Source organism: Flavobacterium sp. (genome assembly GCF_965262375.1).
Taxonomy (GTDB): domain Bacteria; phylum Bacteroidota; class Bacteroidia; order Flavobacteriales; family Flavobacteriaceae; genus Flavobacterium.
This window is the reverse complement of the sequence record NZ_OZ253527.1, coordinates 1330092-1355245: the sequence shown is the minus strand read 5'-3', so window position 1 is coordinate 1355245 and position 25154 is coordinate 1330092. Positions and strand designations below refer to the sequence as shown.

22 protein-coding genes are annotated in these 25154 nt (G+C 34.8%); 7 read left to right on the top strand and 15 right to left on the bottom strand.

From position 1 onward, the window contains the following. Positions 1-13: 13 nt before the first annotated feature. The 6 genes from ACQY29_RS06275 to ACQY29_RS06250 are packed head-to-tail and all read right to left on the bottom strand — an operon-like array spanning position 14 to position 5787. A complete protein-coding gene (locus tag ACQY29_RS06275; protein ID WP_428224377.1) occupies positions 14-889 on the bottom strand; it encodes a lipid A biosynthesis acyltransferase in 876 nt (291 codons plus the stop codon). A gap of 6 nt (positions 890-895) precedes the next feature. Then, positions 896-1144 carry an acyl carrier protein gene (locus ACQY29_RS06270; RefSeq protein ID WP_428224376.1) on the bottom strand — a complete coding sequence of 83 codons (249 nt, stop codon included), beginning with the start codon at positions 1142-1144 and terminating at the stop codon, positions 896-898. A gap of 1 nt (position 1145) precedes the next feature. Further along, positions 1146-2369 carry a beta-ketoacyl-[acyl-carrier-protein] synthase family protein gene (locus tag ACQY29_RS06265; protein WP_428224375.1) on the bottom strand — a complete coding sequence of 408 codons (1224 nt, stop codon included), beginning with the start codon at positions 2367-2369 and terminating at the stop codon, positions 1146-1148. Positions 2370-2387: 18 nt separating this feature from the next. Beyond that, entirely contained in the window at positions 2388-3119 is a 732-nt protein-coding gene (gene fabG, locus ACQY29_RS06260; protein ID WP_428224374.1) for a 3-oxoacyl-ACP reductase FabG, read from the bottom strand. A 28-nt stretch (positions 3120-3147) separates the two neighbouring features. Continuing rightward, positions 3148-4254, bottom strand: coding sequence for a WG repeat-containing protein (locus ACQY29_RS06255; RefSeq protein ID WP_428224373.1), 1107 nt, complete (start codon positions 4252-4254; stop codon positions 3148-3150). A 15-nt stretch (positions 4255-4269) separates the two neighbouring features. Beyond that, on the bottom strand, positions 4270-5787 hold the full coding sequence (locus ACQY29_RS06250; RefSeq protein ID WP_428224372.1) for an HAL/PAL/TAL family ammonia-lyase: 1518 nt from the start codon (positions 5785-5787) through the stop codon (positions 4270-4272). Positions 5788-5893: 106 nt separating this feature from the next. Between ACQY29_RS06250 and ACQY29_RS06245 the strand changes: the two genes are divergently transcribed. Beyond that, on the top strand, positions 5894-7141 hold the full coding sequence (locus ACQY29_RS06245; RefSeq protein ID WP_428224371.1) for an NAD(P)/FAD-dependent oxidoreductase: 1248 nt from the start codon (positions 5894-5896) through the stop codon (positions 7139-7141). Between the two features lie 52 nt (positions 7142-7193). Here ACQY29_RS06245 and ACQY29_RS06240 read toward each other — a convergent pair whose 3' ends face one another. The 4 genes from ACQY29_RS06240 to ACQY29_RS06225 form a co-directional block, all read right to left on the bottom strand. After that, on the bottom strand, positions 7194-7679 hold the full coding sequence (locus ACQY29_RS06240; RefSeq protein ID WP_428224370.1) for a hypothetical protein: 486 nt from the start codon (positions 7677-7679) through the stop codon (positions 7194-7196). A 145-nt stretch (positions 7680-7824) separates the two neighbouring features. After that, positions 7825-8445 (bottom strand): response regulator, encoded by a 621-nt coding sequence (locus ACQY29_RS06235; protein ID WP_428224369.1) that lies wholly within the window; start codon positions 8443-8445, stop codon positions 7825-7827. Positions 8446-8561: 116 nt separating this feature from the next. Further along, complete coding sequence (locus tag ACQY29_RS06230; protein WP_428224368.1) at positions 8562-11372, bottom strand: ligand-binding sensor domain-containing protein; 2811 nt, start codon at positions 11370-11372, stop codon at positions 8562-8564. Further along, positions 11372-12628 carry an ABC transporter permease gene (locus tag ACQY29_RS06225; protein ID WP_428224367.1) on the bottom strand — a complete coding sequence of 419 codons (1257 nt, stop codon included), beginning with the start codon at positions 12626-12628 and terminating at the stop codon, positions 11372-11374. Before ACQY29_RS06225 ends, ACQY29_RS06230 begins: the two co-directional genes overlap by 1 nt. A gap of 114 nt (positions 12629-12742) precedes the next feature. On the opposite strand from ACQY29_RS06225, the gene purH reads away from it, so the two are divergent. From purH to rodA, 6 genes are all read left to right on the top strand, one after another. Continuing rightward, positions 12743-14275, top strand: coding sequence for a bifunctional phosphoribosylaminoimidazolecarboxamide formyltransferase/IMP cyclohydrolase (gene purH / locus ACQY29_RS06220; protein WP_428224366.1), 1533 nt, complete (start codon positions 12743-12745; stop codon positions 14273-14275). Positions 14276-14419: 144 nt separating this feature from the next. Then, positions 14420-15448 carry a rod shape-determining protein gene (locus ACQY29_RS06215; RefSeq protein ID WP_014164948.1) on the top strand — a complete coding sequence of 343 codons (1029 nt, stop codon included), beginning with the start codon at positions 14420-14422 and terminating at the stop codon, positions 15446-15448. A gap of 62 nt (positions 15449-15510) precedes the next feature. Next, complete coding sequence (gene mreC, locus ACQY29_RS06210) at positions 15511-16341, top strand: rod shape-determining protein MreC (RefSeq protein WP_428224365.1); 831 nt, start codon at positions 15511-15513, stop codon at positions 16339-16341. Then, complete coding sequence (locus ACQY29_RS06205) at positions 16334-16840, top strand: rod shape-determining protein MreD (protein ID WP_428224364.1); 507 nt, start codon at positions 16334-16336, stop codon at positions 16838-16840. The genes mreC and ACQY29_RS06205 overlap by 8 nt, the downstream gene beginning before the upstream one ends. Positions 16841-16843: 3 nt before the next feature. Then, complete coding sequence (mrdA, locus tag ACQY29_RS06200; RefSeq protein WP_428224363.1) at positions 16844-18796, top strand: penicillin-binding protein 2; 1953 nt, start codon at positions 16844-16846, stop codon at positions 18794-18796. After that, positions 18796-20052, top strand: a complete 1257-nt coding sequence (gene rodA, locus ACQY29_RS06195) for a rod shape-determining protein RodA (RefSeq protein WP_428224362.1) — start codon at positions 18796-18798, stop codon at positions 20050-20052. Before mrdA ends, rodA begins: the two co-directional genes overlap by 1 nt. Before the next feature lie 145 nt (positions 20053-20197). On the opposite strand, the gene ACQY29_RS06190 is transcribed toward rodA, so the two are convergent. From ACQY29_RS06190 to ACQY29_RS06170, 5 genes are all read right to left on the bottom strand, one after another. After that, positions 20198-21415: an NAD(P)/FAD-dependent oxidoreductase gene (locus ACQY29_RS06190; protein ID WP_428224361.1), complete on the bottom strand. Its 1218-nt coding sequence runs from the start codon at positions 21413-21415 to the stop codon at positions 20198-20200. Further along, the gene (locus ACQY29_RS06185; protein WP_428224360.1) at positions 21412-22074 is read right to left on the bottom strand and encodes a glycerophosphodiester phosphodiesterase; all 663 of its coding nucleotides are present in this window, start codon (positions 22072-22074) and stop codon (positions 21412-21414) included. Before ACQY29_RS06185 ends, ACQY29_RS06190 begins: the two co-directional genes overlap by 4 nt. Positions 22075-22105: 31 nt before the next feature. Then, entirely contained in the window at positions 22106-23554 is a 1449-nt protein-coding gene (locus ACQY29_RS06180) for an alpha-amylase family glycosyl hydrolase (protein ID WP_428224359.1), read from the bottom strand. Positions 23555-23788: 234 nt separating this feature from the next. Then, positions 23789-24442 (bottom strand): hypothetical protein, encoded by a 654-nt coding sequence (locus tag ACQY29_RS06175; protein WP_428224358.1) that lies wholly within the window; start codon positions 24440-24442, stop codon positions 23789-23791. A gap of 41 nt (positions 24443-24483) precedes the next feature. After that, the gene (locus tag ACQY29_RS06170) at positions 24484-25125 is read right to left on the bottom strand and encodes a T9SS type A sorting domain-containing protein (RefSeq protein WP_428224357.1); all 642 of its coding nucleotides are present in this window, start codon (positions 25123-25125) and stop codon (positions 24484-24486) included. Positions 25126-25154 lie beyond the last annotated feature (29 nt).

Sequence of the window (25154 nt, the reverse complement as noted above, 5' to 3'; positions counted from 1 at the left end):
TTTTTATTGGCTCTTATAAGGCCTTCCAAAAATCAAAATAATTAAACCATTGCAACGGATATTTTTTCAACATCCCTTCCACATTTTGCGTATATGCTTTAAGCAAGCCTTTTTCGTCTCTTTGTTTCACTTCTGCCACACGAGCATACAAATGATAATGTAAATTGACTTCTTTCATTACGTAAACAAATACAACCGGTGCTTTCAAGCGAGAAGCAATTAAAAACGGTCCTGCAGGAAAAAGTGCTTTTTCCCCTAACAATTCCTCTTCAAAACATTTGTTCCCTTCAAAATAACGGTCGCCAGTAAAACAAATCAACTCATTATTAGCTAAAGCTTGATTAATTTCAAAAATGTGCGATAAATCTTCGCGAACGATGATGAACTTCACCGAAGGCTTTTTAGTAACCGATTCTAAATATTTTTTAATAACCGAATGTTCTAAATCGGTAGTAACCAAATTGATTTGACAATCGAAATCGATTTCACCGAAAAAATGTTCCGCTATTTCAAAATTCCCAACGTGCGCACTAATTAAAACACCACCTTTTTTTTCAGCTAACAACTGCTTGAGTGTTTCCACCCCGTCAAACTCATAGGTAAACTTATTTCGTAAACCTGCTGAAATGGCGGTTTTGTCAATCAAAGTCTGTCCAAAAACAAAATAACTACGATAAACATTGAAAAATGCTTGGAACTTATTTTGCTTTTGACGTTGGTGCAAATAATAAAAAATGGCTCTATTAGACTTGAACTGCGTTAGAAAATAATAAAAAGCTACGAAAACGAGAACGCCGTAAGCCATTCTGATTCCTAGCTTTTTAATACAAAAAACAAAAATTTTGTACCCTAACAGAGTCCCTTTGGATTTACCATCCCACTGACTCATCGTATATTATTTTTGTGCTATTTTTGCTTCAATTAAATTGTAAAAATCTTGAAACGTTTGGATACCTGCGAAATCCGCTTCTACTAATTTTACGCCAAAGCTAGACTCAATAGAAACTACTAAATCCACATAATCTAAACTGTCTAACCCTAAGGTTTCCTTTAAATTAGCTTCTGGTGCAATAGCATCCCCATCCACTTCAAATTCATCTACAAGAATTTCATTAATTTTTTCTAAAATAACCGTTGCTTCCATTTTACTCTTTAAATTTCTTAACTATTACGGCAGAATTAGTTCCACCAAACCCGAAAGAATTTGACAAATATAGGTCAAAATTTTGATTCACTGTTTCTTTGACGATATTTAACTTGGCTGAATCCTCATCAGGTTCGTCAAAATTAATATTAGGCGCGATAAAATCATTTTGCATCATCAAAGTTGAATATATCAACTCACTCGCACCAGCCATCCAGCATTCATGTCCTGTCATGGACTTTGTAGAACTCACATAAGGCTTACTACCAAACACTTCATAAATCGCTTTTGCCTCATTAGCATCGCCTAAAGGGGTTGAAGTAGCATGTGCATTAATGTAAGTAATTTCGTCAGGTGAAACTCCAGCTTGCTCTAAAGCACGACGCATAGCAGTTGATGGACCATCAACATTCGGTGTAGAAATATGTCCTCCGTTAGAAGAGAAACCATAGCCTACCACTTCTGCAATAATAGGCGCACCACGTTTTACTGCAGATTCATAACTCTCTAAAATCAAGGTAGCCCCTCCGCCGCTTGGCACGAGTCCGTCGCGATTTTTATCAAAAGGTCTTGAGGCTTTAGTTGGGTCTTTTTCTCTTGGTGAAAAAACACCTAAGCCATCAAAACTAGCCATTCCAAACTTATTGATTTCTTGCGCTCCACCACAAATGATAATATCTTGGAGACCGCTTTTTATCAGATGAAAACCAAGTCCCACCGAATGCGAACCACTGGCACAAGCCGCACTGATGGTCATATTTACCCCTCTTAATCTAAAGATAGTGGATAAGTTCATGGTTACCGTAGAATTCATTGACTTGAAAATAGCTCCTGAACCTATAAGAGCTGTGTCTTTTTTTTCACGAACAATATCGGTTGCTTCAATAACAGCTTTAGAAACGCTATCGTTTCCATAAAGAATCCCTACTTCATTTTCATCAAAAAAAGAATCCTCAATTTTGGCATTTTTCAATGCTTCTATCGTCGCCATATACGCATATTCTGTTTCTTGTCCAATGCTAATACGCTGACGTCTATTCAGAAGTGCCTTCAATTCAGGATTTGGCACCATTCCGGTTAATGCAGACTGGAAACCAAATTCTTTTCTTTCTTCGTCAAAAATAATTCCTGATTTCCCTTGATACAAAGACTCCTTTACTTCTTCTAAAGAAGTTCCAAGACAAGAATAAATCCCCATACCGGTAATCACTACCCTTCTTTCCATCTTATTTACAAGTACTAGTTACGAATAAATTCCTCCATTAATATTTATCACTTCACCAGTGATGTAACCTGCATTTTTAGAAGTTAAAAAACCTACTAAAGCAGCCACTTCCTCAGCTTCGCCAAAACGATTCGCTGGAATCATTTTTACCAATTCCTTTTCATCTAAATCTCCAGTCATATCCGTACGAATAAAACCTGGTGCCACCGCATTCACCGTAATATTTCTTTTTGCTACTTCTTGCGCTAAAGCTTTAGTAGCCGCAACTACAGCACCTTTAGCCGCTGAATAATTAGTTTGTCCAGCAGTTCCTTTAACTCCAGAAACCGAAACCATATTAACAATACGTCCGTATTTGTTTCGCAACATTTTCTGGATAAAGAAATTAGTTACATTATAAAAACCGTTCAAACTGGTGTTGATTACATTATTCCAATCATCAGGGGTCATCCACATAAACAAACCATCACGCGTAATACCAGCGTTGTTTACTAACACTTCCACTACCGCATTCGGATTAGCCTCTTGCCATTGGGTTAACACTTCCGTAACTTCGGCATGGTTACCTACATTGAATTTTAGTATTTCTCCAGTAGCCCCTAAAGCTTCTACTTCTTTCAAGGTCGCCAAAGCTGCTTCTTGATTACCTTGATAGTTGATTAAGATATGATAGTTATTTTCGGTAGCTAACTTTTTGCAAATTGCACTTCCAATTCCTCTTGACCCTCCAGTCACTAATGCACACTTCATTTTATATAAGTCTATTTATTTAATTGTATTATTTTGAAAAGAGTTCGGCGTTATCGTACCATCTTTCAGATAACAAAGTTCCATCCGTTTTTAAAAACCCCCAACGGTTTTCGTACTTAACCCTCATTAAACCATTCTTGAAACACTTATCTTTCCAAGACATCCCACTATATTCCGGAGTTATGAGATACTTAAATGGAATAATAATTTTACCTGTTTTATTTATAAAACCCCAGCTACCTAATTTTACAGCAGCTAATCCATCTTCACTAAAAGCCTCTGCATCTTCAAATGCTGGATTAATTATCCAGTTTCCTTTCAGATCAATATACCCCCAACGGCCATTTATTTTTGCAGCAGCAAGACCATGAGTCAATCTCTTTAATTTATCATATTTGGGTTCTAAAATCCAGTTTCCTTCGGCATTTATAAAACCAAAGAGTCCATCTTTTTTAGCAGGTGTAAATTCTTGATCATCAAAATCTAAAATCTTATCTACACCTTCTATTATTTTAAATGTGTTATCCTTAATAATTCCGAATGAATCTCCTTGTCTCGCCCAAGTTACATTTTTAGAATAATCACCAATCTCATCATATTGTACGGACACAACTTCCTTACCTGTATTATCAATAATACCCCATTGCTCACCTAACTTTACTTTAGCAAAGCCTTGATAAAAAGAACGAATCAAATCATACTTTGGTGCAACTATAACTTGCAAATCAGTATTAATTAACCCCACCATTTCTTCAATTTTTATAAAAGCCACCCCGTCTTCAAAATCAAATAATTTTTCACTTACAGGAGCACCTACTTTATTACCCTTCTTATTGATGTAAAACCAATTCTCATCATTTTGAACAATACACAATCCATCATGAAAAGCCCTGACTCTATCAAATTGAGGTTGAATTACAAAATTTCCAGTATTATCTATGAATCCCCATTTTTTTTCAACCAAAACAGCAGCTAAGCCTTCCGAAAACTTTTTAGCGTCTCTATACAAAGGAGATTTGAAATAATTTCCAGATTCATCTATATAGCCTGATTTCCCCTCATAGCGCACTAAAGCATATTCCTGCCCAAAAACACTATGTACAACAAGTAAAAAACAAATTAAAAACTTATTCATCTAAACCACTAACAATTACTGCATTAAATATTCTTTTACGCCTTGAACATAAGGATACATTACCATATCATCTTTAAAAGTAGGTACAATGGCACGTACTTCATCATAAATTTTACGCGTTTGTGTTGAAATTTGACCAGCATACCCTAAAGCATCGATAGCTTGAACTATTGTAATCATTTCGATGGCTAACACTTCAAAAGCATTTTCAATTACTTTTCCTGCCATTACTGCAGCATTAGTTCCCATAGACACGATATCTTGATTATCGTTGTTGTTTGGTATACTATGTACATACATAGGGTTAGACAATGTTTGCGATTCTGCCGTAGTAGAAACTGCTGTAAACTGTACACCTTGCATCCCGAAATTAAACCCTAGCGTACCTAAGTTCACAAATGGCGGTAACAATTCATTGATTTTAGAATTCAACAAATAATTTAATTGTCTTTCCGCTAACATAGTCATTTTAGCCACTACAATTTTCAATTTATCCATTTCCAAAGAAATATAATCGCCATGAAAATTTCCTCCGTGATAAACATGCTTGTTTTTTACATCAATAATTGGATTATCATTAGCAGAGTTGATTTCATTTTCCAATACTTTAGCCGTGCTATTAATTGTATCCAACACAGGCCCTAAAATTTGAGGCACACAACGCAACGAATAATATTCTTGTACTTTTTCTTTAAATACCTCTTCTGTATTTTCGCCACTATACAAATGTTCTTCGCGTTTACGCACTAGAGTACTATCACTCAAATGCTCACGCATCATTTTAGCGATTTCTTGTTGTCCGAAGTGATGTTTGGTATTATTTAATTCTGCTGATAGATGGTCGTCATACGCTTGTACGATTTCATTAATCGCACTTGATATTTTTACCGACCAATCCAACGCTTTTTGCGCATTATACACATTAACGATACCTATTCCCGTCATCACAGAAGTTCCGTTCATTAAAGCTAAACCTTCACGCAATTCAACTTTAATAGGTTGCAATCCTTCTATTTCTAAGACTTCTTTAGTCGCTCTTCTTTTTCCTTTATAAAAAACTTCGCCTTCCCCTATCAAGGTAAGCGCTAAGTGTGCCAACTGTACTAAGTCTCCACTAGCACCAACACCACCATGTTCAAAAATCAACGGCGTAATATCTCTATTGATAAATTCTTTCATCAAAGCAATTACAGAAGGATGCACCCCTGAATTCCCTAAAGAAAGCGTATTCAATCGTGCCAAAATAGCTGACTTTACATTTACAGGACTTAAAGGTTTTCCTGTACCCGAAGAGTGACTTCTAATTAAGTTGTATTGCAATTGCAAACGGTCTTCATCCTTAATACGGTATTGTGCCATAGGACCAAAACCAGTATTTACACCATAAATCACTTTATTCCCTGAAAACTCTTTTAAGAAATCAAAACTCTCCTCTACTCTATTTAAAACCTCGTTGCTAATTTCTACTTTTTGGTTTTTAAATACTATAGCAACAAATTCTTCTAGTTTTAAATATTCGTGTATCACTGCCATTTCAATATTTTTTATACGATTGATTGAATATCTTTTTTTATTTGATATTATGTCTTTAATTTTGAACCTGCAAAGTTAATACATTCTGAAAAAGAAAAAAGAAAATATGAAACAAGAATTTGTTGATGTTTTGGTAATTGGGGCAGGACCATCAGGTTGCGTATCAGCATCTTATCTACATAATAACGGCACCAGAGTAAAAGTGGTCGAAAAAACAAAGTTTCCAAGGCTCGTTGTAGGCGAAAGTTTGATTCCTCGAGTAATGGACCATTTTTATGAAGCAGGTTTATTTCCTGCTCTAGACGCTATGAATTTCGAAAAGAAACTAGGCGCTCGTTTTATTAGAGGGGAAGAAATATGTGTTTTTGATTTTAGTGTAAAACATGGCGATGGTTGGGATTGGACTTGGCAGGTACCTCGTGCGGATTTTGACAATACTTTAGCACAAGAAGTTATTCGTAAAGGTATTGATTTAGAATTCGAAACTGAAGTATTAGATGTAAAATTCAATGGTTCAGACTCAATAACGACAGTTAAAGACAAAAACGGGGAAATGAAAGAAATTCACGCAAAATTCATCATTGACTCTAGCGGTTATGGTCGCGTGTTACCTCGCTTGTTAGATTTAGACACCCCTTCTAAATTAGACCCACATTCCTCTATTTTTACTCACGTGAAGGACATCAATAGACCTGAAGGCGAAGAAGGGACTTTAATTTCTTTTGATATTTTAGAAACGGAAGTTTGGTTATGGGTTATTCCTTTTTCAAACGGAAACACAAGTTTAGGGGTAGTAGGCCCTACCTCGTTTATTAATGATTTGTCTGAAAACAACGATACTGCTGAAGCTTTAAAAAATGCAATCCAAAAATCGGATTATTACATCAAGCGTTTTGGCGGTGTTGAGTTCTTATTTGAGCCCGTGAAATTAGAAAACTATTCGCGTTCTGTAAAGAGTATGTATGGCGATGGATTTGCATTGACTGGAAACAGCTCCGAATTCTTAGATCCAGTTTTCTCCTCTGGAGTTGCTTTTGCCACGGAATCAGGAATGTTATCTGCCAAACTAGTTCATAGACAACTACAAGGCGAAAAAATTGACTGGGAAGTTGAGTTTACACAATACATGCGTTCGGGTATTGGCGTGTTTACCACTTATGTAAAGGAATGGTACACAGGTAACTTGCAAACTTTATTTTTCCACCAACCTGAAAACCCAGATGTGAAAAAGAAAATTTGCGCAGTACTTGCTGGTTATGTTTGGGACCAAACTAATCCTTTTGTAAAAAAGCACGATAGTGTTATTAAAAATATGGCCCATTTATTACGAATGGAAAAAGAGCAAAATATTTAACAAACAAAGCCGTCTCAATACAACTGAGGCGGCTTTGTTTATTATATTAGTTTTATCCTCTTTTAAAAATAAAATAATTATAACTCATCGCTTTATTCGCATCCTTTTGAGGCAATACAGTACCATAACGTTCCACCCACTTCAGTTTTAAAGTAGTGGCATCTAATTGCAAAACTTCATAAACATCACCACGCTTAGAATCTACATTTTCAATAAAGATTTTCTTTCCAGCTTCTTTCCATCCCCATTTTAGATTAGTGTAAGCATTAGGATTATCACAACCATTCCAATAATAAGTTTCATTAACTTTAGTATCAGCCGAAAAAATTCTAAAATCCTTAGTCGTACTACAACCATGTTTATAATCCACATATTTAGACGGGTCTTCAGCAACATCGTAAAATCCTGCTTGCTTCTCAAAAGTCCATTTACCTACTAATGATGGTTGTTCAACTGTTGGTTGTTCCTCATCTTTTGAACAGCTAACTAAAGTAACTACGAATAAAAAAGCTACTGCTAATTTTGAAATTAATTTCATGATTTATAATATTAAAATTTAGTTGAGGCAAAAATAACTTCTAATACTCTACTGCGCATCACCCGTTTTGGGTGATGTCTTTTGTTTTTTTAACTAAAAAGCCCCAGCAAAATTTACTGAGGCTCTTATTAATCTTTTTAACTTTTTAATTTCTTTGTTGCATTTGTTGGTAAATGGCAATCACTTCACTTTTACTATTTACATGCAATTTTTCATAAATCTTTTTAATATGCGTTTTTACAGTATTAAGTGTAATTTCTAATTCTTCAGAAATACTCGAATACGTTTTTCCTTGTGATAACAGGCGCAACACATCGTTTTCCCTGTCGGTCAAATCTTCTGCTTTCTTTTGCTGAAAAGATTCCACAATCAATCGAGCAATTTTATTACTCATGGGAGCGCCACCGCTTTCTAACTGTTCTAAAGCTTCTATTATTTTTTGTTTGCCACTCACTTTAGTGATATAACCAATAGCTCCTGCACATAAGGCCTCAAACACAAACTTAGACTCCTCATTTACCGTTACCACAATTACCGCAACCTCTGGCATCATTTCACGAATCTTCTTAGTTCCCTCAATACCATTCATGCCTGGTAAATTGACATCCATAAAAACCACATCAGGACATAAGTCTTCCAATTGTAAAAAGGCTTCCTCACAAGATGCAAAATCCCCAACTACTTTATACTTTTGGGTACTATCTATAATCTCCTTATATGTTTCTCGGACTAATTCATAGTCTTCTATAAGCACAATCCTTTTCATTTTTTTAGTTTTATCGCACTTCTGACATTAAAGATACGAATGTATATGATTTATATTGACTGTAAAATTAGTTTTCTTCATAATGCAAAAAATCACCCATTATGGGTGATGAAAATTCATAAAAACTTAGGACAAATTAGCTTGATTAAAGTTCCTTTTTCAGAATGAATCTCTAAAACAGCATTCAATTTTTGTGCCCGTTTTTGCATGTTTTTCAATCCATTAATACGCTTTAATTCATTTTCTTTAAAGCCAATACCATCATCATCAAAGGCAACCCTCAATTGATTATCGATAATTTCAAAACTCAATTGACATTTTTGAGCTTTGGCGTATTTCATCGTATTGGTCATCGCTTCTTTAAAGAGCAACAAAATTTGTCTGGACCAATAATAAGGCAATTTAAACTGAGTATTATCAACTAAATTAATTACGCTAAAAGCCGTATCTGTATACATAAATAGTTCATCACCGAAATCCTTTAAATAAAAAACCAATTCATTTAAATCATCATTTTTACTATCTATACTCCAAATAAAATCTTTAATTCCATAATACAATTCTTCAGAATCTTTATGAATTCGGGAAATTTGCTGGAATTTTTTAGAATCTTTATTCGACACATCTTCTTTCATTAGTGCCGACAACACCGTAATACCTGCCAATTTATTTCCTAATTCGTCATGAAAATCTTGCGCTACATTTTCTCTAACTTCTTTCAATTCTTTTTCCAGTGTTTCTTTGGCAGAAATGGTATTTCGCAAAAATTCATTGCGTTGTTGAATTTTCTTAAATCGAATTAACCCTATTATAGCCAAAAGAAGCGCTGTTAAAAAAACTATCAACGTTAGTCCCCACCATTCTTTATACCAAGGCGCTTTGTTTACCATTTGAATTTTAGAAGAATACTCCCAATTGGAATCACCCAAACGGTTACGAAATTGGACGGTATAGTTGCCAAATTGCAATTTAGAAAAATCTATTTCATTGCCCGTAACAGGTTTCCATGTCTCATCATTCCATCGCACTTGCACCCACTGCGCATTTTCTGAATAAGAAATCACCTCATGAGTTAATTTCTTATTGTTCTTGTACAAATATAGAGACGAAGTTTTTACCGGTTGAAATGGTCTTTCATTGGGCATCATAAACACACCTTTGTTTCCTGTTCCCCATATTTGTCCTTTAGCATCGCAATAAATTTTAAAAAGATAACTAGAAATGGAAGGATTACTAAAACGGAACGTATAAAAAGTATTTTCTTTGCAAAGCGCTAATCCTTTTTGAGTTGCAATCCATAATACTCCATGCTTGTCTAAACACATAGAAAAAATACTTTTAGAAGGCAATATATCTGCTTCTGGAGACGCATAAATACGGTTATTTTTTAAATACACCAACCCATTTGCGGTAGCAATCCACAATTTATCTTTCTGCAAAACCAAATCAATGATTTTATCATTAGCTAATCCGTTTTGTTTGAGAAGGTATTTAATAAAAGTTTCTTTTCGAATATCAAAAACTAACAGTCCTTTGTCCAAAGCTATATAAACATAATCCCCAAAAGGAACAATATCTACTACTTCTTTAATCAACCTGTACGTTTTTGCTTTAGTTTGATTTAAAATAGTTAAATGAGTACCCTTATATTGAAAGCGCCAATTTCTATAAGCAAATTCCGAGAAATCATAAGTCCCACCAACCTCATAGCTTTTTCCATTGATAGTGACTTTTGTTAAACTATGAACATCTTTAGTTAAGAAATTCAAATCACCTTGTCTATTTCGATAACTTTTCCAAACCACATTTGGAAAAGTATACGTACTTGTTTTTTGAGTGTGTTTATTAAGGGCATGTATTTTATTACCAGCTATAAAAAACAAATTGTAAGCATCTTCGTTTATATCAGAAACATTTTCATTTGGGAAATAAAAATTATTGACCCCAAAATTCTCTTCAAATATTTTAAACAAACCTGCCCCATACGTACTTACCCAGTAGTTCTGGTCTTTGTCTATCAGGATGTCACTAATAAGCTTGTTTTCAAAAACTTCTGGTTGCCAAGTTTTAAATTCACCAGATTTTAAATCCAGCAAAGCGACAAAGTCCGTTGCTTTTCCAGAATCAAACAACTGAAACAACGCTTTATCCTTTTTAACCATGACCCTTTTTACCTTCACATTCCCAAAAGGCAATTGGACAACTCGCAACAATTTTTGATGATTAAAAAGAAACAAATGCGTATGGGTACTCGCATAAAAATTACCATCAGCCGTACTACCAAAATACTTAATCGTTAAATTTTTAAGAAATGGGAATACAGGTCTTAACGTATAACCAGTAGTATTAAATTTGAAAATTCCTGATGTACTTTTTTCAAAGGCACTAAAAAAATAAACGCCATCCCAAGCTTTTTCAAATTCAAAATTGACAGCTTCTTCTAAGAGAGCCTTCTCTCTTAACTTATAAAGGTTTCTATCAACAACAAAGGCTCCTGAAATGGTTTTTTTGGCATCTAATATATAGAAATCGTTACCAATACTTTTACAAATAAATTTCCCACCGAGAACAGCTACTTTACTAACTTTTTTCTTATCCCCAAGAGGAACAAACTTACCTTTTTTAAACTCATGCAAACCAGCTCCCCAAGTGGCAGCGTAAATTTTAGCATTCTGCGTTTGAAAAACATCTATTACATAATTCGATTCAAATCCTTCTGAGTAGCCATAGGTTTGAAACTGATTTCCATTGTAGCGCATCAACCCATCATCAGTACCTAACCAAATGCGTCCTTGACGGTCTTGCATCATGGCATAACATAAATCGTGTGCTAGCCCATCTTTAGAAGTATAGTGCTTGATACTATACTGCGCCTGGCTAACAAAAGAAATTAAAAAAAATAAAAATCTGATTACATTTTGATGCATTACATTCCGCTTCTAATCGCTTCCACAGGGTCAAGTTTAGAAGCTGCTATTGCTGGAATAATTCCAGAAATCAAGCCTATAAATCCTGCTAAAACAGTCCCAAATATAATATTTGAAAGACTTAAAACGAAATCAAATTCTAAAGCATTAGTCAAAATTATTGAAATTATCCATACTAAAAGTATCCCTACAAGTCCGCCAATAACACATAAAACAACAGCTTCAAACAAAAATTGCAGTAAGATAAATTTGTTTTTTGCCCCTAATGATTTTTGAATCCCTATTAGATTGGTACGCTCTTTTACCGAAACAAACATGATATTAGCAATACCGAAACCACCAACTAAGAGAGAAAATCCAGCAATAATCCACCCTATCAAATTCATCTCCCCTATAAGTTCGTCCAACATATCAGTAGCCCCTTTTAAAAAGTTTAAGAAAAAATTATTCAATTCACCAGTTTTCAAACCTCTAAAAGCTCGCAATTTTTGTGTAATCTCACCTTTTATTTCTGCTTCATCAATTCCTTTTTTAGGTTTGATAATGATAACAGGCATGAACTTATCGCTATTATCTCCATAAAGCGAACGGACTTTGTTCAAATTGGTATAAATACTCACATCAGGATTTGCACCAAAATTCACCATACGCGTACCTATTTTTTTCAAAACCCCTACTACTTTAAAGCGTTGTCCGTATAATCTGAGTTCTTTTCCTATAGGTGACAATCCATCGAAAAGTGTTTCCGCTACTTCGGCTCCTATCACCACTACATTAGTACCTGAATTCGACTCTTGTTCCGTAAAGAAACGCCCTTCGGTAAAATCCATTTTATCAATTTCTATAAACTCGTGGGTACAAGGTACCACACTGGCAGACCCCATAGATTTTTCTTCGAATTTCACATTTTCTCTACCTGTAAAATACTGATAACATGCGGTTTCAATAATAGAAACTTGATTTTTAAGGTATTTATATTCTTCATAATTCACCGTCGGGAATTGTTCAATTTTCCAATCTGGAACTTCCGTAGGTGCAAATGAATATTTGAATAAATAAATCGAACTGTTGTCCAAACTACCAATGTCATTTTTAAATTTTCTATCCAAAGAATCAACCGCAGACAATACGGCAATAATGGAAAAAATACCAATTGTAACCCCCAGCAACGAAAGCAAGGTTCTTAATTTATTATTACGCAAGGCATTTAAGGCAAATCCTAGACTTTCTTTAAATAAACGCAGGTAGATAATCATAAGTTCGTTTTTACTATTCGTATGCAAAAACCTCTATTTGTTACACTTTTAACTTTCATATTTTGAATAGGCAATAAAATAAACTATTTTTGCGCCTTAAATCACAACAACACAATGAATACAACAAAAACCATCAAATCGGCATTGATTTCAGTGTTCGATAAAACCGGATTAGAACCAATTGTAAGAAAATTACACGAACAAAATGTAACTTTTTATTCCACTGGAGGAACAGAAGAATTTATTCTAAACTTAGGCATTCCTGTAGTACCTGTAGAAGAAGTTACGGATTACCCTTCTATCTTAGGAGGTCGTGTAAAAACGTTACATCCAAAAGTTTTTGGTGGTATCCTAAACCGTCAAGATAATGAGAGTGATGTTGCACAAATGCAAGAATATGCGATTCCTCAAATTGACTTGGTCATTGTTGATTTATATCCATTTGAAAAAACAGTTGCTTCAGGCGCTAGTGAAGCAGATATTATTGAAAAAATTGACATCGGTGGAATTTCATTAATTCGTGCAGGTGCAAAGAATTTCAAAGACACTGTTATTATTCCGTCAGTTAATGAATATTCATTATTATTAGATATCATTTCAGAACAAAACGGAGCCACAACTTTAGAACAAAGAAAAGTTTTTGCAACGAAAGCATTCAATGTTTCTTCGCATTACGATTCGGCTATCTTCAATTATTTCAATAAAAACCACGAAGAAGCAGTTTTGAAAATCAGCGAGACTAAAGGTGAAGTATTACGCTACGGAGAAAATCCTCACCAAAAAGGGTTTTTCTTTGGTGATTTAAATAAAATGTTCGACAAATTAAACGGCAAAGAATTATCATACAACAACTTGTTAGATGTAGATGCGGCCGTTAATTTAATGTCAGAATTCAAAAACGACCAACCTACATTTGCTATCTTAAAACATAACAATGCATGTGGTGTGGCTACACGTCCTACAATGAAAGAAGCGTATGTTGATGCATTAGCTGGCGACCCTACTTCTGCCTTTGGAGGTGTATTAATTGCAAACGGCACTATCGATTTAGCTACTGCAGAAGAAATTAACCAATTATTCTGTGAAGTTATCATTGCACCAAGCTATAGCGAAGAAGCGGTAACTTTATTAAAAGAAAAGAAAAACAGAATCATCTTAATCCAAAAAGAAGTTGAATTACCTCAAACCACTGTACGTACTTGTTTGAATGGTGCTTTAGTTCAGGATAAAGATTTAATCACAGATTCTGAGACTATTTTAAAAACCGTAACAACACTTTCTCCTTCAGAGCAAGAAATTGAAGATTTGTTATTTGCTTCAAAAATTTGTAAACATACCAAATCAAACACTATTGTTTTAGCTAAAAACAAACAATTATGCGCTTCAGGTACTGGACAAACGTCACGTGTAGACGCCTTACGTCAGGCTATTGAGAAGGCAAATTCATTCCAATTTGAATTAAAAGGAGCCGTGATGGCGAGTGATGCTTTCTTCCCATTCCCTGATTGTGTGGAAATTGCAAACAACTCAGGAATAAGCGCGGTGATTCAACCAGGAGGTTCGATTAAAGATGAATTAAGCATTACCTATTGCAACGAAAACAAAATGGCAATGGTGTTTACTGGAGTAAGACATTTCAAACATTAACAGTTTGCATTTTTTTTATAACAAAATCGCGTTAAAAAAAGTTATTTTTAACGCGATTTTTATTTTCATATATACCAAAATAATTTCATACTTTTGCGTATTAGTAAAATACTTTTAAACATAAGTAACCCGCAGTAGGAAAATATGGGATTTTTTGACTTCATGACTGAGGATATAGCAATTGACCTTGGTACCGCAAACACACTGATTATTCACAACGACAAAGTTGTTATAGATAGCCCTTCAATAGTAGCTCGCGACCGCATTTCTGGCAAAATCATTGCTGTAGGAAAAGAAGCGAATATGATGCAAGGGAAAACCCACGAAAACATCAAAACCATCCGTCCCTTAAAAGATGGAGTTATTGCTGATTTCGACGCATCGGAACAAATGATTAAAATGTTAATCAGAAGTATACCTGCATTACAGAAAAAATTGTTCACCCCTGCTTTACGCATGGTTATCTGTATTCCATCAGGTATTACCGAAGTGGAAATGCGTGCGGTAAAAGAATCAGCGGAGCGTGTTAATGGAAAAGAGGTGTATCTTATCCACGAACCTATGGCAGCCGCTATTGGTATCGGTTTAGACATCATGCAACCTAAAGGAAACATGATTGTAGATATAGGAGGAGGTACAACTGAAATTGCAGTTATTGCATTAGGTGGTATTGTTTGTGACAAATCCGTAAAAATTGCTGGTGACGTTTTCACAAATGACATCATCTATTATATGAGAACCCAACATAACTTATTTGTAGGGGAAACTACTGCTGAAAAAATCAAAATCGAAATAGGTGCTGCCATCGAAAATTTAGATTCACCACCAGATGATATGTCGGTTCAAGGTCGTGACTTATTAACTGGTAAACCAAAACAGGTTGAAGTTTCTTACAGAGAAATTGCTAAAGCCTTAGATAAATCAATTCAGCGTATTGAGGATGCTATCATGGAAACCTTATCGCAAACACCTCCAGAATTAGCTGCTGATATTTACAACACAGGTATTTATTTAGCAGGCGGTGGATCTATGCTAAGAGGCTTAGACAAACGTATTTCTCAAAAAACAGACTTACCGGTTTTCATCGCAGAAGATCCATTAAGAGCCGTTGTTAGAGGAACTGGTATGACTTTAAAAAACCTAAACCGTTTTAGAAGTATCTTAATAAAATAATACCCCTACTCCTTCAAGGAGCAGAACAGTATATTTATTTTTAAAAATTTATATTTTTTTAGATGCAGCAAATTCTAAATTTTATATTAAAAAACAGCACAAGGTTGCTGTTTTTGCTGCTTTTGGTCACCTCATTAACCTTAACCATCCAATCACACTCTTATCACAGGAGTCAAATGGTTAATTCCGCTAATGCCGTAACTGGAAGTATATATGAAGAAGTAAATGAAGTTCACTCCTATTTTGGTTTACGAGATCAAAATGATAAATTAGCCAAAGAAAATGCTTATTTAAGAAAATTACTTTTCAACAAAAAAGACAGCAGTTCTACTTTACTTAAAGATTCGGTTAAAGGGTATGATAAATTAGAAGTATTACAATCGAAAGTAATCAATAATTCCTACAACAAAACAGAAAACTACCTCACTCTTAATTCAGGCGCTATAAAAGGCATAAAACCTGATATGGGGGTAATTAGTAGCGAAGGAATAGTTGGGGTGATTGAAAAAGTATCACCGCGCTACGCTACAGTGATTAGTGTTTTGAATTTAAAATCTAAAATCAACGCTAAAGTTAAACGAACCAATCATTTTGGTTCTTTAATTTGGAAAGCTAAAAATGCAGGATATGCACAATTAATAGAAATTCCAAGATTAGCTACGGTGAAAAAAGGAGATACGATAGTTACTGGTGGACGTTCTACGATTTTCCCAGAAAACATACCTGTAGGAATCATAGACCGTATCTATATGGATACGGAAACCAATTACTATACGCTTGATGTACGTTTGTTTACAGATATGACTAACTTAAATCATGTGTATATCATAAAAAACAAAGAAGCAGCCGAAATTAACAAACTTGAAGCCGAAACTATAAAGAAAGATGAATAGCACGATTATAACCAACATAATTCGATTTATCTTATTGGTAATCGTACAGGTCGTTATTTTTAATCATATCGATCTATTCGGATTTATTAATCCTTTTCCGTATATACTATTCATTTTATTATTTCCTGTTAATTCTAACAGAGCTGCATTGTTAGTTGCTAGTTTTCTATTAGGGTTATCTATCGATTATTTTGAAAACTCAGGAGGGGTTCATGCAACGGCTTCTCTAGTTTTAGCCTATTTGAGACCAAGTTTTTTTAAATTCGCATTTGGTTTGAGTTATGAATACCAAACTATTCGAATTAACGACAGAATTTCCCCTGAACGCTTGACTTTTATAGTTATTTCCATAATTACACATCACATTATTTTATTTACACTTGAATTTTTCAAGTTTGTATTTTTATTAGACGCTTTAATTAGAACCTTGTGCGCCACTGCATTTACCCTAATTATAAGCATCACTTTAATCTATTTGTTCAAGCCTAGTAAACGATAAAAAATGAGAAAGCTTTTATTACCCGTTATGGTTATAGTTTCTGCTATTTTAATCATAGCAAGGCTTTTTTATTTACAAATCATAGATGAAGAGCTTCGTTTAAAATCAGAAAATATCTCCATAAAAATCAAATATGAATACCCTGAAAGAGGATATATTTTTGACCGAAAAGGTGAATTATTAGTGGCCAATCAACCATCATATGATATCATGGTTGTACCCCGAGAGATAAAAAAATTAGACACTTTAGAGTTTTGTAAACTTCTTGGTATAACGAAAGACGATTTTAAAAAGCGAATTGAAAAAGCTGTTGTTTATTCTCCATTATTACCATCAGTTTTTATGGGGCAATTAAACAAAATGGAATATGCTGCTTTCCAAGAAAAAGAACGCAAGTTTGACGGTTTTTACATTCAAAAACGTTCGTTAAGAGACTATCAATTTCATCATGGTGCTAACATTTTTGGCTTCATTACTCAGGCCAATGAACGTATTATTGAAAAAAATCCTTATTACAAAAGCGGCGACTTATTAGGTAAACAAGGGGTTGAAGAAATGTACGAAGAAGTACTTCGTGGACAAAAAGGAGTAAAACACATTCAAAGAGACCGTTTTAACCGAGAAATTGGGTTATATAAAGAGGGAAAATACGATACTATTGCTGTTCAAGGTAAAGATATTACCTTAACCATTGATTCCAAACTACAGCAATACGGCGAACAATTGATGAAAAATAAACGCGGTGGGATTATAGCTATTGAACCTAAAACAGGTGAAATTCTATGTTTAGTAACTGCGCCTACTTACGACCCAGCAATTTTAGTAGGCCGACAACGCTCAAGAAATTACACTAAACTTTACAACGATTCATTAGCAAAACCCTTATACGATCGCAGTTTATTGGCAGAATACCCTCCAGGATCTCCTTTTAAAATCTTAACAGCTTTAATTGGACTTCAAAAAGGCGCAATTGACACAGAAACAGGAGTAAGTTGTCGACATGGTTTTAGCTACGGTCGTCGTTTTATGCGTTGTCACTGTGGCGGTGGTGTACGAAAACTCCATATGGGTATTGCTAAGTCATGTAATGCCTATTTTGGGACTACTTATCTGAGAACTTTAGGCATGTTCCCTAACGCTTCACAAGGTGTAGACTATTGGAGCGACCACTTAAAAAGCTTTGGATTAGGTCAATTTATGGGTTATGACTTACCTACAGGCAGAAAAGGAAACATTCCTACGTCAAAAACCTATGAAAAATATTACCCTAATGGTAGTTTAAAATCTACAATGATTGTTTCCAATTCTATTGGACAAGGTGAAATTTTGATGACCCCTATCCAATTGGCAAATATGATGGCCACCATTGCGAATCGCGGTTATTATTACACCCCTCATATTATCAAGAAAATCAAAGGACAACAAATTGATAAAAAATTCCGCACAAAACATGTCACTACAATTGACAAAAAACACTTCCCTCCTGTTGTTGAAGGTTTAGCCGAGGTATTCAAAACAGGTACCGCCTATTTCTTAGGGGTAGAAGGCATTGAAATTTGTGGTAAAACAGGGACAGCTGAAAATTTTGCCATTATCAACGGAAAGAAAAAACAATTAGAAGACCACTCTATCTTTGTTTCTTTTGCCCCAAAAAACAACCCAAAAATTGCTCTAGCTGTTTTTGTTGAAAACGGGGGCTACGGAGCAACAACCGCAGGTCCAATCACCTCATTAATGATTGAAAAATATCTAAAAGGGAAAGTATCTAACAAATACAGAGAGGAGAGTGTTATAAACAAAAGTTTACAACATCAGTATAATAAATTCACTCGAAAATATATAGATTCTATGTACAAAATTAGGCTTCGAAAAGACTCTTTAAACCGAGTAAAAGCTAAATTAAAATTAGACTCTATCAAAAAAGCAGGAAGTACAAACCCTACAAAAACTAATTAATGAAAAATCAAAGTGTAAGCAAAAATATTGATTGGATCACTGTATTAATTTACAGCTTGTTGGTATTAATCGGTTGGGTAAATATTTACTCAGCAGATTTAGTTCCCGATTCTGATTACATTTTTGATCTTTCACAAAACTATGGAAAACAACTCATTTTCATAGGCTTTACCATTATATTAATAATAGTTGTATTAAGCATTGATGCTAAATTTTACGAAAAATACACCAGTATTATTTATGGAGTAGCTTTGCTATCACTAATGGGGCTTTTTGTAGCAGGAAAAACTATAGCAGGACAAAGATGCTGGTATGGTATAGGACCTTTAACACTACAACCCTCAGAATTCACTAAATCGGCCACAGCTTTAGCTCTAGCAAAATTTTTAAGTGATAGCCAAATTAACCTCAAAAATTTCAACCATCAACTCATAGGATTGGGCATTCTTTTTTTACCCATTGGCCTAATCATGCTACAACCCGATGCGGGGAGTGCACTAATTTTCATCATGATGGTCTTTGTATTACACCGCGAAGGTTTACCAGCATGGTATTTATGGACTGGCGTTGGGGCAATTGTACTTTTTATAATGGCATTACTTTTAAAACCGCAATATGTAGTTTTAATAACATTAATTGGGGTTATCATTCAATATTTTTACTCAAAACCAGTAAGACGTAATGTAATAGCTAGCGGTATTGTTTTTGTTTTAATGGCTGGTTTTAGTGTATCTGTTGATTATGTTTTTGAAAATGTGTTCCAGCAACACCACCGTGATCGCTTTAATATCCTATTAGGCAAACAGGTAGACATGGCAGGTATCGGTTACAACACGAATCAATCGGAAATTGCTATTGGTTCAGGTGGCTGGATAGGTAAAGGCTGGCTGGAAGGCACACAAACCAAAGGAAATTTCGTACCTGAACAACATACCGATTATATTTTCACTACCGTAGGAGAAGAATGGGGATTCGCAGGCTCAGCTATAGTTATACTCCTATTTGCGGGTTTATTATTGCGTATTTTATATTTAGCTGAGAACCAAAAAACAAAATTTAGCCGTATCTATGGTTATGGCGTGGCATCAGTACTCTTTACCCATTACTTTGTAAACATTTCAATGGTTGTTGGTATTTTCCCTACGATTGGGGTTCCTCTTCCATTTTTATCTTATGGAGGATCTAGTTTATGGTCCTTTACCATTTTGCTTTTTATCTTCTTAAAAATGGATGCAAATAAAGTAAATGAATGGTAGAAATCATTGTAATGTTATTTCAACAAATAAGTCTGACTTGCTTTTGTAAAACAAAAAAATGACCAATATTGATTTTCAAATTTTGGTCATTTTGTTAAATTAAATAACAACTTACACAATTTCTAATTTACCTTTTAATCTTTGCCTAAACCTCAAAATTCTTTGCAATGACAAAACCACCCGTCCAAGCATTTTGGAAGTTGAAACCACCTGTAATTGCATCAATATTCAGAATTTCACCAGAAAAATACAAGTTAGAAAACAATTTGCTTTCCATGGTTTTGAAATTAATTTCTTTCAAATCGATACCTCCAGCCGTAACAAACTCTTCTTTGAAGGTACTTTTCCCATTTACTTGGAATTCAGCTTGAGTTAATTGTTGTGCTAAATCCGCGAGTTGTTTTTTAGAAACATCTGCCCATTTGGTTGTTGTAGTAATTCCTGATGCCGTCAATATGCTTTCCCATAAACGTTTTGGAAAATCGAAGGGACAGAACTTATTGACCAAGCGTTTGGCATTTTCTTCTTTAATCTCTTTTAAATCTTCTAAAACCGTATCAAAATCCAAGTCGTTTAACCAATTGACTTGTAAAACAAATTGGTATTTCTTGTCAAACAATTCGCGAGCTCCCCAAGCCGAAACACGTAAAATTGCAGGGCCACTCATGCCCCAATGCGTGATTAATAATGGACCTGTAGCTTTCAACTTGGTTCCTTTTACTTTAACCGATGCCAAAGCAGTAGAAACTCCCATTAAATCTTTAATGCGATTGTCTTTGATATTAAAAGTAAAAAGTGAAGGTACAGGCGAAACTATCGTATGCCCAAACTCCTGTAGCATATCCCAAATCTTAGGATTACTCCCTGTAGATAAAATCAGTTTACCACATTTAAAAGTACCTTGATTGGTGGTAACTTTCCAATAGGTGTCGCTTTTAAATAATTCTTGTACACTTTGTCCAGTGAGCACTTCTATTTTAAGCTTTTTAGCGGTATTTAAAAAACAATCAATAATGGTTTGCGAACTATCCGTTACAGGAAACATACGTCCGTCCTCCTCAATTTTTAAGGCTACACCATGCTTTTCAAACCATTCGATGGTATCCCCACTACAAAATTGATGAAAAGGGCCTTTTAATTCCTTTTCACCGCGTGGATAAAACTTTGCTAATTCATTTGGTATAAAACAAGCATGGGTTACATTACAACGACCGCCGCCTGAAATACGTACTTTAGACAATACTTCTTTTCCTCGTTCTAAAATGGCTATTTTCAAGTGAGGATACAATTCGGCCAGGTTGATTGCCGTAAAAAAACCAGCGGCGCCACCGCCTACCACTACCACATCATAATTTGCTATCATACTCTATCGGGGTAGTCGGTAATAATGGCATCGACACCCATTTTTTTTGCAAAAGTAATATCTTCTGGAGAATTTACGGTAAAAGTATGCACTTGTATTTGATGTTGACGTGCCAAAGCGATGAGTTCCGGCGTGAGTAGTTCAAACCAAACATTGACAGAATACGCTTCGATTTCCTTAGCAAACGCCAAAGCCTCCTTGCTATTTTCTTCTGACAAAACGCCTAATCGAATATCTGGATTTATCTGGGAGAGTTTTCCCAACACCTCCCAATGAAACGATGAAACAAGAACATTTTCATAGTGGATTTCCCCGAGTCGGACAAACTTCTCAATTTCATCAGCAACCACCAAAGTTGCCTCAGGATTTTTAATTTCAATATTTAAAAAGGCATCTTCGGGTAACACATGAAAAACTTCCACCAAAGTAGGAATTCCCACTTTAGAACAATCGGCTACAGTAAAATCTTTGATAAATCCAGAAGCATTTTTTATAGTTCTGTCTACCGTTTCATCATGTATCACCACGGCTTCACCATCGGCAGTCAAATGAATATCGAGTTCAATTCCGTCAGCTCCTAACTCAAAAGCTTTCAGAAATGACTCCATCGTATTTTCGGCTACATGCCCTTTGGCTCCTCGGTGTCCTATATTTAGCATAACAAAAAAAGTAGGCTAAATATCGTAAAAATTATTGGTTTACTAAAATTTTATACGCCCAAGATTTCAAATTAAGCGATTGATTATCATTTATTTGAATAACTTCACCCGTCATATAGTCTCGATAAGCACCTTTTTTATTTAAAGCAACTATTTTCTCTTCTTTCGAAAGATTAGCCACAAAAAGGAGTTTTTTCCCTTTTTTAACCCGTTCAAAAGCAATGATGTGATTGTCGTCAGAGGTTTTTATACGTGTATACGTGGAAGCATTTTGACCACTATGCAAAGCGGGATGCGTGGTCTTCAACTGGCCTAATTTTTCATAAACACCCCACATGTTACCCAAGGTATGAGGCACTGTATCTTTTTGATAGGGACGCAATCGTTTGTCCATATCATATTCTTGCCCGTTATAAATTAATGGCATTCCGTTAATCATATAGGTCAGAGCCGTCATTACCTCCACCGCATCACCCATGCGCTCGTATTCAGAACCGTTCCAAGAATTTTCTTCACTAGTACTTATAAAATTCAAGAAAATTGATTCAGGCAGATGCGTCGCTTGTAAATTTTGAAGATAAGTATCTAATTCCTTTACTGACATTTTTCCTTGGGCGATGTTGTTAAGGATATAATGTCCTTCCCAAGCATATTGAGCATCAAACGCTTTTTTAAGCAAACTAGGCTTTTCAGCTTCTGCCAACATAAAAATCGGGCGTACTTTTTGTAATTCTGCTTGAGCACGTTCCCAAAACTGTGTAGGCACTTCACCAGCAACTTGACAGCGGAATCCATCTAATTGATAATTCTTTAGCCAATAGCGCATTTCTTCAATCATGGCATAATGCACAGCAGGTTTAGTATAGTTTAACTGTACTACATCCCTCCAATCATAAGGTGACTGCATCAAACCCTCATTGCCTTTCACATAAAAGTCGGGGTGTTTTTTCACCCAAGCATGGTCCCAAGCGGTATGATTAGCCACCCAATCCATGATGACATACATTTGATGATGATGTGCCGTTGCAATGAGTTTTTTTAAATCATCAGCCAAACCGTAACTAGCTTGTATACTTCGGTAATCTTTTAGGGCATAGGGATTCCCCATGATTTTCTTTTGAAGCACAGAATCTTTGAGTTGTGCTGCCAAAAGTTTCCGTCCAGCCTTTCTATTTTCTAAACCTATTTCCTGTACGGGCATCAGATAGATAATTTTGACTCCTAATTTTTTTAGCTTAGGAATATCTTGAGTAAAAGCATTAAATGTACCTTCAGGACTATAATTCCGGATGTGCACTTGGTACATCACGGCATTTTCTGCCATTTCAGGGCTAAAGGTTTTGATGAGATTTTTAGGAATGATAACCGCTTGGGGCTCTTGCTTACAAGCAACACCCAAAAGCATCAGTAATAGTAAAACTAGTATTTTTTTCATTCCTCCTTGCAAGGCGTTTGCCACTGCTTCCTTTTTAAGTTGCAAAAGTAAAAATACCTTTTCAATTAAAGAATTTTGACTGATTAAATATTGATTCTAACAACAGTTATCATTTTACTTTTAAATCGCTCCAAGCTTGTCTAATTTTTAAACCTAGGAATTCAGAAGATTTCTATTCTTCTCTAAATCAATAATTCCTACACAAACCAAGATGCCTAATAAAAAAACCTAACAGCTTATTCATGCTATTAGGTTTCAAATAATACAAACGTACTGTACTTATTCTACTTGGTCGTCGTCAATGTAGGTTTTATTTCCATTTTTGTTAATGTAATATTTCCCACCACGAGGTCCTTCATATACTTTTCTTTCTTTATATTTTCCTATCACTTTGTCAGTCGTGTTAGGATTAGCCTTTTCAGTAGTTTCTCTAACTTTTTTAGTGGCTTTAGCTTTAGCTTCTTTAGCTGGTTTTTCAACTTTTTCAGCAACTTCCTCTTTCGCTTTTTTAGCTTTTGACTTTGCTTTGTCAGCTTCGTCCTTTACTTTAGCGTCTGCTTTGTTTGCTTCCGCCTTCGCTTTTCCAGCAGTCGATTTTGCTTTTCCTGTTGTAGAAGTACTATTTTCTTTAGCTTCTTTCTCTTTCCTAGCTTTTGCGGTTTCCTTTTTAGCTTTTGCTTTTTCTGCGGTTGCTTCAGCTTTTTCTTTGTCTGCTTTCGCTTTTTCCTTATCTGCTTTAGCTTTCTCTCGCTTCGCTTTTGCTTCTTCTTTTTTTGCTTTAGCTTTTTCTTCGGCAGCTTCTGACTTTTCTTTAGCTGCTTTTTCTGTTTTAGCTTTTGTTTTTCTTGATTTTTTAGCAACTGTTTCTGTTTCTTGGGCTAAAAAGGAATTCGAAAACAAAAACATCAATGTCAGTAACAATAATTTTTTCATACTAGTTTGATTTTATTCAGAATAAATATACAAATTTTAAATTAGTTCTTTAAAAGACGTTTTACATTTTTTTTGTTATCCACATCAATTTGCAAAAAATAGACACCTGCAGATAAACCACGCAAATCCATAACCGCTTGATCAGTTTGAGCAACCCTTTGGGTAAAAACCTTTGCACCAGTCATATCAAAAAGATTTAACTCAACATTTTCTTTACTTGCTTTAAATATAATTTTTAACTCATCTTGCACCGGATTAGAACTCGAAAAACTAAAATCATTATTATCAAAAAAAGTCTCTGTGCCCAAAGGGAAAGTCAAATTTAAGCGGTTGTTATAATATTTATTTTGTTGAAAATGATCGTGTATAAAAGTATAATTTGTAATACTCTGATCAATAATAGGTATTTCAACATAAGCATTAGGCGCAATAGTTTTATATTGTGTTTGACCAATTGAAGGCACCAACATACAATCCATCACCCCATTTGTATTCGTAATTGTATAGGGCAAATTATTAGTAAATCGGATTATATCACCTACAACAACATTCTCTGTACGTTGATATAAATTACCCGTTGAACTCCCATTATTGATATTAAAAACAATAATTCTTGAAAAAGTCACTTGTGAAAACATCAACAATACTGTTAAAACAAACAAGGAAAAGTAATTTTTTTTCATTTTATTATATTTTTAGGATTAATTCAACC